Annotated in this window: 16 protein-coding genes and 4 pseudogenes; 8 read left to right on the top strand and 12 right to left on the bottom strand. The window is 50.4% G+C overall.

What is annotated here, in order from left to right:
- Position 1 precedes the first annotated feature (1 nt).
- The 6 genes and pseudogenes from OQV00_RS14705 to OQV00_RS14680 all read right to left on the bottom strand — a co-directional run bounded on the left by OQV00_RS14705 (position 2) and on the right by OQV00_RS14680 (position 3,033).
- Positions 2-718, bottom strand: coding sequence for an antibiotic biosynthesis monooxygenase (locus OQV00_RS14705; protein WP_044023541.1), 717 nt, complete (start codon positions 716-718; stop codon positions 2-4).
- A gap of 197 nt (positions 719-915) precedes the next feature.
- A pseudogene (locus OQV00_RS14700) lies at positions 916-1,155 on the bottom strand (aldo/keto reductase); the annotation flags it as partial.
- Between the two features lie 51 nt (positions 1,156-1,206).
- On the bottom strand, positions 1,207-1,764 hold the full coding sequence (locus tag OQV00_RS14695) for an NAD(P)H-dependent oxidoreductase (RefSeq protein ID WP_015584540.1): 558 nt from the start codon (positions 1,762-1,764) through the stop codon (positions 1,207-1,209).
- Positions 1,765-1,985: 221 nt separating this feature from the next.
- A pseudogene (locus tag OQV00_RS14690) lies at positions 1,986-2,228 on the bottom strand (aldo/keto reductase); the annotation flags it as partial.
- 2 nt (positions 2,229-2,230) lie between these two features.
- A pseudogene (locus tag OQV00_RS14685) lies at positions 2,231-2,716 on the bottom strand (type 1 glutamine amidotransferase domain-containing protein); the annotation flags it as partial.
- 8 nt (positions 2,717-2,724) lie between these two features.
- Positions 2,725-3,033, bottom strand: coding sequence for a hypothetical protein (locus tag OQV00_RS14680; protein WP_015584537.1), 309 nt, complete (start codon positions 3,031-3,033; stop codon positions 2,725-2,727).
- A gap of 139 nt (positions 3,034-3,172) precedes the next feature.
- Here OQV00_RS14680 and OQV00_RS14675 point away from each other — a divergent pair, with 139 nt between their 5' ends.
- A complete protein-coding gene (locus tag OQV00_RS14675; RefSeq protein WP_032717309.1) occupies positions 3,173-4,072 on the top strand; it encodes a LysR family transcriptional regulator in 900 nt (299 codons plus the stop codon).
- A 78-nt stretch (positions 4,073-4,150) separates the two neighbouring features.
- On the opposite strand, the pseudogene OQV00_RS14670 reads toward OQV00_RS14675, so the two are convergent.
- A pseudogene (locus OQV00_RS14670) lies at positions 4,151-4,360 on the bottom strand (LysR family transcriptional regulator); the annotation flags it as partial.
- Between the two features lie 221 nt (positions 4,361-4,581).
- Here OQV00_RS14670 and OQV00_RS14665 point away from each other — a divergent pair.
- The 3 genes from OQV00_RS14665 (at position 4,582) to OQV00_RS14655 (ending at position 7,502) form a co-directional block, all read left to right on the top strand.
- Positions 4,582-5,589 carry an AraC family transcriptional regulator gene (locus OQV00_RS14665; RefSeq protein ID WP_032717311.1) on the top strand — a complete coding sequence of 336 codons (1,008 nt, stop codon included), beginning with the start codon at positions 4,582-4,584 and terminating at the stop codon, positions 5,587-5,589.
- 16 nt (positions 5,590-5,605) lie between these two features.
- Complete coding sequence (locus OQV00_RS14660; RefSeq protein ID WP_048024399.1) at positions 5,606-6,274, top strand: Rossmann-fold NAD(P)-binding domain-containing protein; 669 nt, start codon at positions 5,606-5,608, stop codon at positions 6,272-6,274.
- A gap of 397 nt (positions 6,275-6,671) precedes the next feature.
- Positions 6,672-7,502 carry an oxidoreductase gene (locus tag OQV00_RS14655; RefSeq protein WP_015584533.1) on the top strand — a complete coding sequence of 277 codons (831 nt, stop codon included), beginning with the start codon at positions 6,672-6,674 and terminating at the stop codon, positions 7,500-7,502.
- A 243-nt stretch (positions 7,503-7,745) separates the two neighbouring features.
- Here OQV00_RS14655 and OQV00_RS14650 read toward each other — a convergent pair whose 3' ends face one another.
- The 3 genes from OQV00_RS14650 to OQV00_RS14640 form a co-directional block, all read right to left on the bottom strand.
- Positions 7,746-8,081: a helix-turn-helix domain-containing protein gene (locus OQV00_RS14650; RefSeq protein WP_015584532.1), complete on the bottom strand. Its 336-nt coding sequence runs from the start codon at positions 8,079-8,081 to the stop codon at positions 7,746-7,748.
- A gap of 56 nt (positions 8,082-8,137) precedes the next feature.
- Entirely contained in the window at positions 8,138-8,389 is a 252-nt protein-coding gene (locus OQV00_RS14645; RefSeq protein WP_015584531.1) for a YdgH/BhsA/McbA family protein, read from the bottom strand.
- Positions 8,390-8,514: 125 nt separating this feature from the next.
- Positions 8,515-9,297, bottom strand: coding sequence for an SDR family oxidoreductase (locus OQV00_RS14640; RefSeq protein ID WP_032717314.1), 783 nt, complete (start codon positions 9,295-9,297; stop codon positions 8,515-8,517).
- Positions 9,298-9,445: 148 nt separating this feature from the next.
- Between OQV00_RS14640 and OQV00_RS14635 the strand changes: the two genes are divergently transcribed.
- A complete protein-coding gene (locus OQV00_RS14635) occupies positions 9,446-10,339 on the top strand; it encodes a LysR family transcriptional regulator (RefSeq protein ID WP_200381947.1) in 894 nt (297 codons plus the stop codon).
- A gap of 39 nt (positions 10,340-10,378) precedes the next feature.
- Here the strand turns inward: OQV00_RS14635 and OQV00_RS14630 are convergent, their stop codons facing one another.
- On the bottom strand, positions 10,379-11,368 hold the full coding sequence (locus OQV00_RS14630) for an aldo/keto reductase (protein ID WP_015584528.1): 990 nt from the start codon (positions 11,366-11,368) through the stop codon (positions 10,379-10,381).
- Between the two features lie 27 nt (positions 11,369-11,395).
- A complete protein-coding gene (locus OQV00_RS14625; protein ID WP_015584527.1) occupies positions 11,396-12,247 on the bottom strand; it encodes an aldo/keto reductase in 852 nt (283 codons plus the stop codon).
- 436 nt (positions 12,248-12,683) lie between these two features.
- Between OQV00_RS14625 and OQV00_RS14620 the strand changes: the two genes are divergently transcribed.
- Genes OQV00_RS14620 through OQV00_RS14610 form a run of 3 tightly spaced genes read left to right on the top strand, consistent with a single transcriptional unit; the run spans position 12,684 to position 14,893 of the window.
- Positions 12,684-13,148 (top strand): PTS sugar transporter subunit IIA, encoded by a 465-nt coding sequence (locus OQV00_RS14620; RefSeq protein WP_048024391.1) that lies wholly within the window; start codon positions 12,684-12,686, stop codon positions 13,146-13,148.
- A 60-nt stretch (positions 13,149-13,208) separates the two neighbouring features.
- Positions 13,209-13,490 carry a PTS sugar transporter subunit IIB gene (locus OQV00_RS14615; protein ID WP_048024389.1) on the top strand — a complete coding sequence of 94 codons (282 nt, stop codon included), beginning with the start codon at positions 13,209-13,211 and terminating at the stop codon, positions 13,488-13,490.
- Between the two features lie 8 nt (positions 13,491-13,498).
- Positions 13,499-14,893, top strand: a complete 1,395-nt coding sequence (locus OQV00_RS14610; protein WP_048024387.1) for a PTS galactitol transporter subunit IIC — start codon at positions 13,499-13,501, stop codon at positions 14,891-14,893.
- The last annotated feature ends 25 nt before the right edge of the window (positions 14,894-14,918 follow it).

Raw genomic sequence — 14,918 nt, 5'->3', positions numbered from 1 at the left:
TTCATCCGCGTTGGTCAACGGTACGGATGGATAAGTACTGATCTACTGATTTGATTTCGCCTTTGTTACGCAGAAATACTGGTTTGACAGGAATCATTTCCTTACTGGCGCACATATGTGCCGTCTGAGTGAGATAATCCTTGAAGTGCGGCGTTTGTCTGTGCAGTTGATAATCTTCGTCACTGGCGTAAATCTCATAGAAATACCAGCGATGAATATTTTTCATATCTGTCGCGGCATACATGGCAAGCACTCCCTTCTCAACCCGGAGTGATTCCACCATTTCGGGAAAGACGATATTTTTGAACGCCGCCTGAAATTCAGGTTTTACCTCGACAACCACCAGATTATTGATGGTTCGCTCACTCTGTACGATGCGCTTATCACCCAGAAACTGTGGCGTCAGCGTGATTTTCTGTTTCTGCTCAATAATATCCGGCGCGCGGGCCGCGAATGCCTTGTACGGTTCGGCATCCAGATGTTTGCGATAGGCACTATCGTTTTCGTAGAGTTCGACCATGTATGCCTGACGCGCATTGTCACTGTGTTTCAGGGCGTACATCGCCAGCGTGCCTGCTTCATCATCAACCGAGGCAGAAATCGTTTGTCTGGCAACCTCATCAAAATGCCTGTCCCGATCGGGCCTGATGCTAATCTCAAAGATATTCATCACCGGTGTGTCCGGATTTTTTGCCAGGACAGGGCTGCTTATTAGCATGCAAATTAAAAGCATGAGACTATTGTTCACGACAATCCTTTTACTGAAATTTATGTGTACGTTTCGGTCAATGACTGTTTAAGATGCCCGATCAACTGATGTTGACGGGAAGGCACCCGATTGCGACTGGCGCTCTCTACCGCTGTTTTGAGAATCATCTATTCCTCCGAATGGCATCTCATAACGGTGAATAAAGACTACCGCGTCCAGACCTGCTTAACGTCTTTCGTTCGTGGTGCGTTTTGCGCCATGAGCCCCGTCAGAACGTGCGGCTGATAGGTATCTTCCAGAAACCGGATCTCCTCCGGGCTCAGTTGAAGGTTCACGGCATTTACCGCGCCGTCGACATGATCTTTTTTCGTCGCCCCTACGACAGGGGATGTGACTTTTGTCAGCAGCCAGGCGAGTGAGATTTCCGCCATGGACACCTGATGCCGTAAGTCACTTTTACCGAGCCGGATATACTGCATCGTTATTCTCCCTCCGGATTATTTACGGATGACCTTGAGCCGATCGATAAGCCTTGAAGCGTGCTCCCGGGCAAGGATTTTTTGCCGGGTGATTTTCTCGGCATCCCTGTCGGCGTAGCTGATACCGCAGGTATAAACCGGTGACAGCATGTCAAGATTGCATAGCCTTGCCGTTGTCTTGAACGGAATGAGGTACTCCTCAATGGTGTGGCTAAAGAAACCGTCAGCGGTATACAGCTCCTGTGGAGCCCCCGTTGTGAAGGAGAGGAGCAACTTTTTACCGCCCAGTTTCGCCGTTGAGCCATGCGCGAAGCCGTGAATAAAGACCTCGTCCAGCCACTGTTTCATCAACCCCGGGAGCCCATACCAGGAAAAAGGGAACTGCCAGACAATCACATCGGCCTTGAGCAGACTTTCCTGCTCCGCAGCGATGTTGAATTTGCCGTCCGGATAGAGCCAGTCCAGACGACGAATTTCAGCGTCGGGCAGGGCGGTGGCCACCTCGTCAAGTATGGTGGCGTTGGCGACGGAATGGATAAGCGCTGGATGTCCGGAAACAATAAGGATATTTTTCATTTCAATAGGTTAAACAGTGTTGATCGATATTTAGCCCAGTATAGAGTTACAGTATTATTTTTTTTAGAGCAGTAAAGACTCAATCACTTTTAGGCAAAATCTAATAATCGACTCTGGCATCAAATCGCGTTCCTCCACTATGAACACGGTGAACCACGTGGTAATCGCTCAACTGCAGTTCGTTCATGCGCGTTATTCATGCCAGACGGTCTGGGTGTTGTTTAAACCATCGGTTTTTCCCAGGCCCCGCGCGTATCCACGCCGGTCTCTGCGGCAAGCTGTTCCAGTAAGGAGATTTCCTCTTCGTGCTGGCGAATGTCAGCAGCGCCAGCCGCATCCAGAACGTGATGGACTTTAGTCGCCCCAATGAGTGGAAGAGTACCTTTCGCGAGAGCCCACGCGATGGCTATTTGTGCAACGCTGGCATTCCTCTCTGCCCCCACTCTTTTCATGGCGGCGGTCAATTATTGGTAAAGGCAGCTACGTTTTTCCCTTTTACCAGGTATTCCCCGCGACTGAGTTTCGCGTCAACCAGTGCCGCAGGCCCGTGGCAGACGGCTGAGACAATCCCATGACTTTCATACACTTCGCGGATGATGCGCTGGGCATCCGGGCTGTCGCGGAAATCCCACATGGTGCCATGCCCGCCTGCAAAGAAAACGGCGCTGTAATTGGCTCCGTTCAGCTCAGATAACGCAGGCGTCGACGCCAGGCGCTGCTGAAAATCGGTTTCGTTCCAGAACCAGGCATTGACCGGATCGCTGAGGTCAAATCCATCGATCGGCGGTTGTCCCCCGCGAATGCTGGCGATCGTCGTTTTCAGTCCGGCGTCTTCCAGAACTTTGAGCGGATGCGTCAGCTCTGCCAGGAAGAAACCGGTCGGTACACCAGATACGCCTTTAATGGGATGGCTGGAAACGACACACAGCACGGGTTTATCAGCAGGTTTCATATCAGATCTCACTTTTGATTTCTAAATTCAGCGGCGAAGAGATTTTCCCAGTTAATAAAGGAGCCAAGCGGAATGCACTCGAAGCTTAATAACCCCGCTTTTGCCAGCGGGAATTCGGCCATTATCCTCATTGCTTCATCGACAGACTCACATTCAAGAAAAATAGCGACCCCGGGTCTGTCCTGACGAAAGTAGATGTCGCGGATGAAGCCGGATTTATACAGTCCCCAGGCGTGCAAGGCTTCAGCGGTAAGGTGTGGCGCATATTTTTCCAGCGATGCGCCAGCGGCGGGGATATCCAGACATAAAATTCGCATCATAGTCTCCTGAACTCAGGTCATTGTGAAAAGAGACTAGAGTATAAAAGCCGAATTCCAGGGAGATTAGAGGGTCATTGACTTAAGCATATTTAGACTGTACTTAATAATCATGCCGGGAATGCTTAAGGAAAGTGCTATGAATAACGCCCTTTATAATCAGATACGCATCTTTCAGAGTATTGCACGTGAAGGCAATATTTCGGCCGCCGCGAGGAAACTTGAAATCACGCCGCCATCCGTCAGCAATGCGCTTAAGTTGCTGGAAGAGCATATCGGCCATCCGCTTTTTTTGCGCACGACTCGTCGTATTGAGTTGACGGAAACTGGACAGCTGTTGCTGGAGCAGACCGCCGCCGCAGTGGATTCGCTGGAAAAATCACTGGAAAGCATTCGCGACCAGAACCAGGAGCCCTCTGGTGTGGTGAGAATAACGCTTTCGCGTTTTGCCTACCTGTTAATTCTTAAACCGGCAATGGCGGCGTTCTGTCAGCAATATCCGGGTATACAGCTGGAAATTTCGGTTTTCGACGGTACCGTGAATATTATCGAAGAGCGTTTTGACCTGGGGATTCGTTTTGGCGATATTCTGGAAGGTGGGGTAGTTGCACGGCCGTTAATGAAACCGTTTCGTGAAGGGTTATATGCATCCTCGGCGTATCTCGCCGGGCATGGGACGCCTGGGTCGCCGGCAGATCTCAGTCATCATCAACTGATCGGTTACCGTTTTATCACTAACAACCGCATCCTTCCGCTAATCCTGAACGATCGCGGAGAGCAGTTGACCGTCGAGATGTCTGGGCAGTTAATCAGCAACGATATTGAGGTTATGGCCGACGGAATCCGCAACGGGCTGGGGATTGGACGCTTGTTTGAACCCATCTGGCGGTTACAGCCCGATCGGGAGCAATTTATACCCGTGATGGAGAGCTACTGGAAAACCTATCCGCCAGTGTATCTCTATTACCCAAAAAACGCGGGAAAAACGAAAAGAGTAAAGGCCCTGATTGATTTTCTGGTAGCCGCTACGGGGCGATAAAATATGACACAGCGTTATGTATGAACCGCTGTCTGGAGGGGGAGGTCACATTCTCAAGGGCCTGACCTCCCGTACGAACTAAATCAGAAGGCGAAGCCCGGTCGGCCGCTGCCGACGGCTTGGATAGTCGAAAAAACCTTCCTGCAGCGGTGACTATTTCGTAAGAAACAGAGTGAGTCGTCTATCCTTATATAGGGTGCAACAAATGGCTTCGGAAAAGACACCCGTCCCGCCCAATACGGCCACAAGGTCAGTTTCAGCCTGGTTGACCGTCCCCGATCCAGGCACAATCATGTCCCTCTTGTTTAAGAGTTGCGTTGTATCGACCCGCAGAACCCGCAGCCAGAAGCAGGTACTTATCATATGGCCCTTAATTTGTCTTCCAACCTATCGTACTGATGATGGCGCAATTTGCCACAATTATGGCGCATTCAGAATGCTGCCTTCAGGTTTTCAAGGGTATGCTATCAACTCTATCCCGGTAGATTATTCACGTCAGGACCCAGAAAATGGCACGTAACCGTACTTTTTCTCTCAATATTGGCTGGAGAACATTGCTCAAAGACGTCGGGCTTACGCCACCAGATATATTGCGAAAAGCACAGCTACCAGACGATACCTTTTCCAGGGCTGAAAATGGCCTCGATGCAGAAGAATACATTCGCTTGTGGCATGCAATCGAAACAGGAATGAGTAATCCTGCTTTTCCCTTACCTCTTGTCGAAAAAGTTTCGGCTGAAGTATTCGATCCACCGCTTTTCGCCGCACTGTGCAGCGCTAATATGGTGCAGGCCGTACAGCGACTGGCAAGATATAAGCAGCTCATCGCGCCAATGGTACTGGAGACGGCAGTCGATCATAACGGTATGCTGACCGTTTCACCTCGATGGTTGTCATCCGCGAACATCCCGACGTCGCTACAGATAGCTGAACTGGCTTTCTTACTGCAACTGGCGCGACTTGCAACACGGGAACCAATCAGAGCATTAAAAGTCCAGCTCCCACGGCTGCCCACCGGAGCACAGGCTGGCCACTTTACCCGATTCTTCGGTACCGCCATAGCGCATGGTGAATCGCCGGCCATTAGCTTTTCCTCCGCTGACGCTTTGCGGCCTTTTTTGACGCTAAATGAAGGAATGTGGCAGGTTTTTGAGCCCGAGCTGAGACGACGTCTCAGCCAGCTGGATGCAACGGCTTCAACCGCTGATCGCGTGCGTGCGGTACTTCTGGAGCTGTTACCGGGTAACGACGCTACCATTGAGAAAACCGCAGCGCGCCTGGGGATGAGTAAGCGCACGCTGCAGCGCAGGCTTGAAAATGAGGGGGGGAATTTCCGCTCTCTCATCAATTCCTGCCGGGAAAATCTGGCACGCCACTATCTGTGCAACACCAGTTTATCCGGTTACGAAATCGCATTTCTGCTTGGTTTTGAAGATCCTAATTCATTCTACCGCGCGTTTATGACCTGGACAGGCCAGACCCCTGAAACGGTCAGGGAAGCCATGCGTTTTAATTAAAAGAGACACCATAACGATGCCAGAAAATAATCGAGTGGTATTACTTGCAGGTGCCACAGGCCTGGTCGGTGGACAGTTACTGCAACTCCTGCAGAATGATCCGGGGGTGTCGTGCATACATGTCCTGAGTCGTAAGCCAATCAGAGTCAGCCATCCGAAGTTGCAGGTCCATATTGTTGATTTTACCTCATTGCCACAGCTTCCTTCTGTGGATGAGGCCTACCTTGCTCTGGGGACAACCATGAAAGTCGCCGGCAGTAAGGCGGCGTTCCGGGCAGTGGATTTTAACGCGAATCTGGCCGTTGCACAGGCAGCTATACGGGCCGGGGCCAGCCGTATTGGGCTGGTCAGCGCTGGCGGAGCGAACGTCAAGTCATCGATGTTTTATACCCGCGTTAAGGGGGAACTGGAAGAGGCGCTCAGAGCTTTGACGTTAACCACGCTGGTCATTGCACGCCCCTCTTTGCTACTTGATTATCGTTCCGGGCTGGGGCAGCCAGTTCGCCTCGGTGAGATAATCTCCATACCGATAGCCCGGCTGTTATCTCCCGTTCTTCCTGGGGCTTACAAACCCGTAAAGGCTCTGGTTGTTGCCCGGGCGCTGACGCAAAAAGTTCCCGTCAGTAAAGGTGTTGTTGTTCTGTCTTCTGTTCAGTTGATCAAATCGGGAACCGGGTCAGCGTGAAATGACAGCGCGCAGACCCTATCGAGATTTGGCCATGCTGTTGATGGCCAGTTTACTCGTCGCCTGCTGTAGCATTGAACGCCCCGCCAGGATCTGTCTTTCAGGTTGTCGGCTAAAAGACGTTCATCTGCAGAATTCAGATGTTGCTGCCTCCCGCGAACCCGGCGGTAAAACCCGCGGGTATTAACGAGCCTGAAGAACGTGAAACTGCATGGCTGCTGGGTTACCGACCTCTCGTCGAAAAACTGCCGCTCATCAGGTCGGCGTTACGGTGTATCTGATAAAAGCACACTTCCTGCGCCGTATGGCACCTTTAGCAAGCACTCTGGCGCATAGCGCAAGATAGATAAGTCATCTGTTCAGGCAAACTGGACGCAGTTCATTCATTGAGGTGTCTATGTTTACTCAGGAAAAGAAAACCGCGCTGGTCACCGGCGCTTCATCAGGTATGGGCAAGGCTATTGCTCGCCGTCTGATTCAGGATGGTTATCAGGTGTACGTTGCCGCCCGTCATGTTGAAAAGATGGCGGACCTGGCCAGTCTTGGTGCACAGCCTCTGCGGATGGATATTTCACTCGACGCGGAGATTGTCTCCGGCGTGGAGACCATTCTGGCTCAGACCGGAGGTGTTGATGTACTGGTCAATAATGCCGGTTTTGGCCTCTATGGGCCCGTAGAAGAGATAGATATTGAAGAAGCGCGCTATCAGTTTGAGGTCAATCTGTTCGGTGCCGCACGGCTCACGCAGTTGCTGCTCCCTGGGATGAGGGCCAGACGCTCCGGGCATATTGTCAATATCACTTCCATGGGCGGAAAGATGTACAGCATTCTGGGGGCCTGGTACCACGCAACTAAACATGCACTGGAAGGCTGGTCAGACTGCCTCAGACTGGAAGTCGCTGAGTTCGGGATCAAGGTTGTTATTGTTGAGCCGGGCGTGATAGAGACAGGTTTTGGTGATGCCGCCAGTGACACGATTGTCAGACGTTCGGCCAGCGGGCCTTATGGCCACCTGGTGAAAATGGTGGCCATGTCGATAAAAAAAACGTACGGGCAGGGGACAGGCAGCTCTCCGGAGGTCATTGCGGAAGTGGTGTCACGTGCGGTTTATAACCGTAAACCGCGAACGCGGTATGCGGCCGGTAAATTTGCAAAAATGCTCATTCGCATGCGCGTCTGGCTGGGCGATCGTATATTCGACCGTATTATTCTCAGTCAAACCCGCTGACAGACCATTAGCCTGGTAACATTCTCATCACATGAGGGAAAACCATGATAGTGAATATCGGATTCATCACAGGTGCAGCTCATGGGTTAGGACATATATGGGCTGAGGCGCGTTGGCACCATAGGTTATGAGCCTCGTTCAGAACAAGACGCTGCTGGAGTAAAAAGGCCTGCAGCTGCTGGTGCTGGAATAAATTTCTGTTTGCGTGATATTAAAAAACTTGCGTGGTTCAAGCCGTTGTTATTATTTTATTCTTTTAGCGTGTCGATACCTTAATGGTGGCAGTTTATAATTTTTAGAAAAAATGCGTGTAAAGGTCTGCTGTGAGTCAAATCCATATTTATAGGCTATGCTGATCACGGGTTCATCTGTCTCAATAAGATCTTTTGCCGCCAGACTGAGTTTCTTATCTCTGATATATTTCCCCAGGCTCACTGCTTTTACCTGTACAAAAACCCGCTGAAGATGCCACCTGGAATATCCTGCCCGCGCAGCAACATCCTCAATCCTCAGCGGTTTGTGTAAATTTGAGTCAATCCATTGGGTTATCTCATCGATGATGTCTTCTGTTCTGAACATAAATCGATGCTCATAATAAAAGGTTTATGAAACATCCTTTACAGGATGCTAATGATTTATTTATAGATTTCAGCCACTCCGTGTAGCCTGTTATTTCCGGTCGCGGACAGGATTTTGAATGACGTGGCACCTTGCTCATCGGCCTTACGAGAAAGCGCAGTCGATAACTCATCAAGCGTAAGGGCATTGCTGGCTGAGACCACACCTATTTTTTCTTTGCCATCTGCATGATTAAGTTCCTGAGCTGCAGATGCGGCATTCACAGCAATAAATCCCATGAACAATAGCGTAATAAGTCGTGCTTTCATATTCTATACCTCTTTTAAATAATAGGGTTGAAACTGGACTTCTGTCAGGAGGAAGGCCCTCCGTCTTGATAGTTAAATATACCGATCTAAGCTGTCATCAGGCTGACCGCGATATGACAAAATTGTCAGGTTTTTAGCTTAGCTGGAATACAGTTCAGCTCGTGAATAATGCACTCAGGCTCTTCACTGAGGGGCATATTGTCCATATCCAGAATCCCATCATTTTTTTGGCGATGATCCGTCCGCAGAGCTGCAAACAGAGGGGTGAGATCCTGCTGCGCTTCCCCTCGTTCTGCCACCAGCTCGAACGTTTTATTTTTTGCCGCATCGTTGCTCAGGGCGCTGACCAGAACCCGGGCGATTTGCTCTCGGGATATCACGCCATCTTCCGGCGTTCCCGTATGGCGTCGATCGCCCTGCAGCATAACGATTCTGTGCTCATCATCCTTGTTGTAATCAAACCAACCGGGCCTGACGATGGTGTAGGGATGGCCGCTCGCCCTGACCAGACGTTCGGCTCGTCTTTTCCAGTCATGAACCTCAGTACGTTGATTCCAGGTGCTGAGCCGTTCAGTCACGCCAATCGTGGTCATTAAGCTGATGCGAACAGGGGTATCCTTGAAGATGCGCAAAATGTTACGCACACCGCCGTAATCTATCGCTCTGGCACCAATACGACCCTGGCCATCGGAACCGAGCGTGAAGATGACCGCAGCAATATCTTTCGGTAAATCGGTGAGGGTTTCGGGCATGGAAACATCGCCGTAAAAAACATCCGTTCCACGAGGAAGCCATTTTACTTTGTGCTTATTTCTGACCAGCGCCACGGGGTGATGGCCCATTTCAATAGCGGTATTCACGACATGAAGACCAATACTTCCTGTCGCTCCGGCAACGAGTATTTTCATGATAAACCTTCTGATAATTCAGATTTATTTTCGATATGGCCAGAATATCAATTATCATTATTGTCAGTAATGGGGCACAAATGATTGTGTCTATGAACACCCTTCATGAGTGCGCTGCGAAGGGAATGCCTCTATAAGGAAATCGCCAATGCTGAAAGAAAACTTCAACGAACTGCAAATCTTTCTTGTGGTCGCAAGAGAGCGGAGTTTTACCAAAGCAGCGGGCAAACTGGGTGTTTCTCAGTCCGCACTCAGTCATGCGATGAAAGCGCTGGAGGAAAGGCTAAATATCCGCCTTCTGACCCGTACGACCCGAAGCGTTGCCCCTACGGAAGCCGGTGAGCGAATTATTGCCTGTCTTGAACCCCGTATTGCCGATCTTGAGCAGGAGCTGGAAGCGCTTGTGCAGCTGAACGGCACCGCCTCCGGTAATATCCGTTTATCCGCCGGGGAGCATGCCGCGCGAAGTCTGGTATGGCCGAAGTTAAAACCTTTCCTCAGGGAATATCCGGAAATTAATCTTGAGCTGGTGGTCGATAACGGCTTTGTCGATATTGTTGAGGGGCGTTTTGATGCCGGGATCCGCCTGGGCGAAAGCGTGGATAAAGACATGATCGCCGTAAAGATTGGGCCGGATATGCGCATGGCTGTGGTGGGTGCACCGTCCTATTTTGCCGCTAACCCCGTGCCTGACACGCCTCACGAGCTACAAAATCATCGCTGCATCAATATGCGCCTGCCGACGGCCGGCGGGCTTTACCACTGGGAGTTTGAGAGGGAAGGGAAACCGTTACGGGTCAGAGTGGAAGGGCAGGTAACGTTTAATCTGCAGGCGGAAAGGATTGATGCGGCGTTATCCAGTTTTGGCCTCGCCTGTATACCTGAAGACAGGGTGCAGGAATATATAAAGTCAGGAGAGCTGATTCAGGTTCTGCAGGAGTGGTGTCCGTCTTTCCCCGGATATTATCTTTACTACCCCAGTCGTAAGCAGCATCCGCCCGCTTTTGCGCTGATGATCGATGCCCTTCGCTACGCGGAATAACGGGTCCGCCATTCGCCGGGGGACCCGTCCGGGTATTGATTAACGGCCTACGCGAGCCTGGTGCTCAGGAGAGTAACGCTCGCCGACGATTTTAATCGTTTCCAGCGCCTGGGTTATCTGCCGCAAGTCATCCGGTGAAAGAACGATGTTGGCAGCGCCGAGGTTTTCCTCCAGCCGGTGTAGTTTGGTGGTGCCCGGGATGGGAACAATCCACGGTTTTTGTGCCAGCAGCCATGCCAGTGCGATTTGCGCAGATGTGACGCCTTTGCCGGCCGCCAGTTCACCCAACAACGAAACCAGCTTTTCATTGGCTTCAATGGCTTGTTCGGCGAAGCGCGGCACGGTACTGCGGTAATCATCCTTACCGAAAGTGGTTCCTGGCTTAATCGATCCCGTCAGGAAGCCTTTGCCTAATGGGCTAAAGGGCACAAAACCAATACCCAGTTCCTCGAGCAACGGCAGGATCTCCTGCTCAGGTTCGCGCCACCACATGGAGTACTCACTTTGCAGGGCCGTGACCGGTTGTACCGCATGCGCACGACGGATAGTTTGCGCGCCCGCTTCGGACAGACCGAAATGTTTGACTTTGCCTTCAGCTATCAGGTCTTTCACCGTTCCCGCAACATCTTCAATGGGGACATCCGGGTCGACACGGTGTTGATACAGCAGATCAATGACATCCGTCTTAAGACGGCGTAATGATCCTTCAACCGCTTCACGGATATGCGCCGGGCGGCTGTTTAAAATCTGCTGCTTGTTGTCCGCACCGAAGGTAAAACCAAATTTGGTGGCGATGACCACACGATCACGAAACGGTTTTAAGGCTTCACCGACAACCTCTTCATTAAGATATGGGCCATACACTTCGGCGGTATCAAAGAACGTGACGCCACGTTCAACCGCTGCGCGAATGAGCTCGATAGCCTGACGGGTATCGGTCGCCGGGCCGTAGCCGTGGCTTAAGCCCATGCAACCGAGTCCAGGGGCGGAGACTTCGAGTCCGGATTGACCCAGATAACGTTTTTGCATTGAATGAATACCTCTTCTTATTGCGCCTTAAACATCAAGTTTGCGACCGGTCAGCCATTCCACCATCGCCGGATCGCGGTGAGAGAAGAAGGCGCTGGTGGCGGTGTCGAGGGCGGCAATCTGCAGCATATCTTCACCACTGAGTTCAAAATCGAGAATGTTGATGTTCTCTTCCATGCGCTCTTTTCGCACCGATTTGGCCAGTGAAACGATGCCTCGCTGGAAGATCCACCGCAGTACAACCTGGCCCACGCTTTTGCCGTACTTCTGACCAATCGCCGTTAACACCGGATGCTGGAACAGGCCATTTTTACCTTCTGCAAACGGTGCCCAGGCTTCCGGCTGAATGCCACGGCTTTGATTCCATGGAACGGCCTGCAGCTGCTGGTTGAAGGGGTTAACTTCAATCTGGTTTACCGCCGGGACAACGTGGTTGAAGGCGATAAGGTCGGCCAGTCGGTCAGGATGGAAGTTGCTGACGCCAATGGCGCGAATTTTGCCGGCCTGTTGCAATTCCTCCATGGCCCGCCAGGCCCCATGGACATCACCGTAAGGCTGATGAATCAGGTACAGGTCAACGTAGTCAAGTTGCAGCCGATTCAGGGAACGTTCGAACTGTGCTTTAGCGCCTTCGTAGTGGGTATCCTGCAGCCACAGTTTGGTTGTGACAAAGAGTTCGTGACGTGCGATACCGGTCTGTTTCAGCGCATTCCCGACCTGGGTTTCATTCTGGTAAGACGCGGCGGTATCGATCAGGCGGTATCCCGTATCGATGGCATCAATAACGGCTCTTTCGCATTCAGCGGCATCAGACATCTGAAACACACCAAAGCCCAGCAGGGGCATTTCAATACCGTTGTTCAGTTTTACAGTTTGCATGACGTTATCCTTCAGCTGTTGTGTGGGAAAAGCATAACGCAAACGGATTTATTCGATTAGATGGGGTAATTCGCTAGGGTTTATTAGATTTGCTCATTAATTTTGAGAGGATAAGACGGTCGGCTTTGTGCTGAGGGGCTTTTAGTTGCTCTGAATTGACTGAAGCACATGGCTAAATGAAAAGGTCAGTAGCAGAAAGTTTCAATGCTTTAACCTGTTAATTTAAATAAGTATTTAATCTATTTCTTGTCACCTTGATTGATAATGAGTAAATGCTTTTTTGTGAGCTCAGGCGCAAATCTCAACGGCATAGGTTGCGTTATTTGTTTGGTCGGATGTAACGTTAGGACAAGTTGAATATAGTTGTACATAGACAAGTATACCTGTCACTTGTGTGAATCCTTGAACATTGACAGTCATTATGAGGCCAAGTGTTATGTCGTTAAATTCAAGACTTGAACCCGAACTCATTCTCCTGAATGAGGCTCCCCAGAACAGAAATATCCTGTTCAGTTCTGTGAGTAAGTTATTGCTTTCAAAGAACTATGTAGAGTCAAGCTACCCGGAGGCATTGATTGCCCGGGAAGAAAATCATCCAACGGCAATGCAGTTGGAAAGAATGGGGGTCGCTATCCCTCATGTTGATGTCGAGCATATCCGGGAAGAAAAACTAGTCGTGGTAACCTGCCCTGAGGGGATCGTATTTAATCAGGCAGAAGATCCCGACTGTACTATGAAAGTAAATGTCATCTTCTTTTTACTGCTCAAAGAAAAAGATGCGCACCTCGAATTTCTGATGAAGCTAATTTCGCTTTTTCAGCGCAGCAATGAAATGGATAAAATCCTTTGGGCGAAATCAAAGGATGATGTTATGGAGCTTTTAGCAAAGAATCTGTATTAAACCATCTTAACGTTTGTTCTTATTACCTCGTTATTCTTATTACTATATCTGGAGTCTGAAATGAACAAGAAAATTATCTTCGCCTGTACCAGCGGTATTGCGACTTCTGCGGTAGCAACTGAAAAAGTGGTTCAGTACTGTAAAAGCCAGGGTATTAACGTTGAGCCTATTCAGTCCAATATCGGCACGATTGGCAAACAGGATGGGATGGCGGATCTCATTATCGTGACATCTGCGGTTAAGACGGAACTGAATACCCCGGTCCTGAATGGCCTTCCTTTGCTGACCGGATTTGGCGAAGAAGAATTACTGGAAAAAATCGTAGCCATCCTTAAAAAATAAAGGTGAGCATGATGGATAAAGTATTTTCCGCCGTCCAGTATATTCTGGGGCTCGGTCCGACGATCATGTTGCCGATAATTATATTTATCATGGCAATGTGTCTTCAGACCGGTTTTAGTCGGGCATTACGCTCGGCTCTGACCATCGGTATGGGCTTCATCGGCATCTTTCTGGTCTTTGGTTTACTGGTCGACAGCCTGGGTCCGGCAGCTAAGGAAATGGTCAGTCACACTGGGATCGATTTACCGGTTGTTGACCTTGGCTGGACACCGCTTGCTGCTATTGCCTGGGCTTCTCAGGTCGCACCATTCGTTGTGCCGATGACTATCGGTATTAACGTACTGATGCTGACCCTGAACTGGACTAAGACAGTCGATATTGATGTCTGGAACTTCTGGCATTTCTCGATGGTCGGCGCCATGGTTTACGGGGTAACCGGTAACTTCTTCTTTGGTCTGCTGATTGCAGGTGTTACCGCAGCGATTACGTTCGTGATGGCTGACTGGTGTGCACCGATGATCCAGAAGTATTTCAATCTGCCGGGAATTTCCTTGCCAACACTGTCATCGGTTATTTTCTTTCCGATCGGCGTGCTGGGGAATATGGTGCTCGATAAAATCCCGGGTATTAACAAACTTAACGCTGATCCGGATCAGATCCAGAAACGCTTTGGCGTCTTTGGCGAGCCGATGATGTTAGGGGTGATTCTGGGAGCAGGGATTGGCCTGCTGGCGGAATATGATGTTAAAGGCGTTCTTAACCTGGCGATGAGTCTTGGTGCGGTGATGCTGATTATGCCCCGCATGGTTAAGCTGCTGATGGAAGGTCTGCTACCGTTGTCGGACGCCGTGCGTAGCTTCCTGAAGAAACGGTATCCTGACCGCCACGATCTGTATATTGGTCTGGATATCGCGGTTGCTGTGGGGCATCCGTCCGTGTTGTCGACAGCACTGCTGCTGATTCCGGTTGGTGTACTCCTGGCAGTAGTTCTGCCGGGTAACCGCTTGCTGCCACTGGGTGACCTGGCGAACATCTGGGTACCGATCTCCATGGTGGTACTGGCCTGTCGCGGCAATATTGTCAGGGCGTTCATCATTGGCATTCCATGCCTGGCGGTGAACCTGTATGTGGCTTCGGCAGCAGCGCCTATCCTGACCAAAATTGCACGGGATATGAACTTCCCGCTGAAAACGGATGGTGAAATCTCCAGCTTACTGGATGGTGGTAACCCGTATCGTTTCTGGGCAGTTAAAATCTTTGAAGGAAATACCATTGCCCTGGTGCTTATTCCTGTCATCTTCCTGCTGTGCCTGTGGCTATATCGTGTCACTAAAAAACAACTGAAAGCAGAAGAAGTAGCAGAAAATGAAGCCGCTTCGGCTGATATTCCGCTAGCAAAATAATCCTGTCTATTCAAAAGCAGAGGGA

Source organism: Klebsiella sp. DY2415 (assembly GCF_026314315.1).
Lineage (GTDB): Bacteria > Pseudomonadota > Gammaproteobacteria > Enterobacterales > Enterobacteriaceae > Klebsiella > Klebsiella ornithinolytica.
Note: the sequence above shows the minus strand (reverse complement) of the source record. Positions and strands in the feature narration are given on the sequence as shown.

Excerpts from the sequence above, each read along its gene's own strand:
- OQV00_RS14705 (WP_044023541.1), bottom strand. The coding sequence starts at position 718 with ATGCTAATAAGCAGCCCTGTCCTGGCAAAAAATCCGGACACACCGGTG.
- OQV00_RS14695 (WP_015584540.1), bottom strand. The coding sequence starts at position 1,764 with ATGAAAAATATCCTTATTGTTTCCGGACATCCAGCGCTTATCCATTCC.
- OQV00_RS14680 (WP_015584537.1), bottom strand. The coding sequence starts at position 3,033 with ATGCGAATTTTATGTCTGGATATCCCCGCCGCTGGCGCATCGCTGGAA.
- OQV00_RS14675 (WP_032717309.1), top strand. The coding sequence starts at position 3,173 with ATGAATAACGCCCTTTATAATCAGATACGCATCTTTCAGAGTATTGCA.
- OQV00_RS14665 (WP_032717311.1), top strand. The coding sequence starts at position 4,582 with ATGGCACGTAACCGTACTTTTTCTCTCAATATTGGCTGGAGAACATTG.
- OQV00_RS14660 (WP_048024399.1), top strand. The coding sequence starts at position 5,606 with ATGCCAGAAAATAATCGAGTGGTATTACTTGCAGGTGCCACAGGCCTG.
- OQV00_RS14655 (WP_015584533.1), top strand. The coding sequence starts at position 6,672 with ATGTTTACTCAGGAAAAGAAAACCGCGCTGGTCACCGGCGCTTCATCA.
- OQV00_RS14650 (WP_015584532.1), bottom strand. The coding sequence starts at position 8,081 with ATGTTCAGAACAGAAGACATCATCGATGAGATAACCCAATGGATTGAC.
- OQV00_RS14645 (WP_015584531.1), bottom strand. The coding sequence starts at position 8,389 with ATGAAAGCACGACTTATTACGCTATTGTTCATGGGATTTATTGCTGTG.
- OQV00_RS14640 (WP_032717314.1), bottom strand. The coding sequence starts at position 9,297 with ATGAAAATACTCGTTGCCGGAGCGACAGGAAGTATTGGTCTTCATGTC.
- OQV00_RS14635 (WP_200381947.1), top strand. The coding sequence starts at position 9,446 with ATGCTGAAAGAAAACTTCAACGAACTGCAAATCTTTCTTGTGGTCGCA.
- OQV00_RS14630 (WP_015584528.1), bottom strand. The coding sequence starts at position 11,368 with ATGCAAAAACGTTATCTGGGTCAATCCGGACTCGAAGTCTCCGCCCCT.
- OQV00_RS14625 (WP_015584527.1), bottom strand. The coding sequence starts at position 12,247 with ATGCAAACTGTAAAACTGAACAACGGTATTGAAATGCCCCTGCTGGGC.
- OQV00_RS14620 (WP_048024391.1), top strand. The coding sequence starts at position 12,684 with ATGTCGTTAAATTCAAGACTTGAACCCGAACTCATTCTCCTGAATGAG.
- OQV00_RS14615 (WP_048024389.1), top strand. The coding sequence starts at position 13,209 with ATGAACAAGAAAATTATCTTCGCCTGTACCAGCGGTATTGCGACTTCT.
- OQV00_RS14610 (WP_048024387.1), top strand. The coding sequence starts at position 13,499 with ATGATGGATAAAGTATTTTCCGCCGTCCAGTATATTCTGGGGCTCGGT.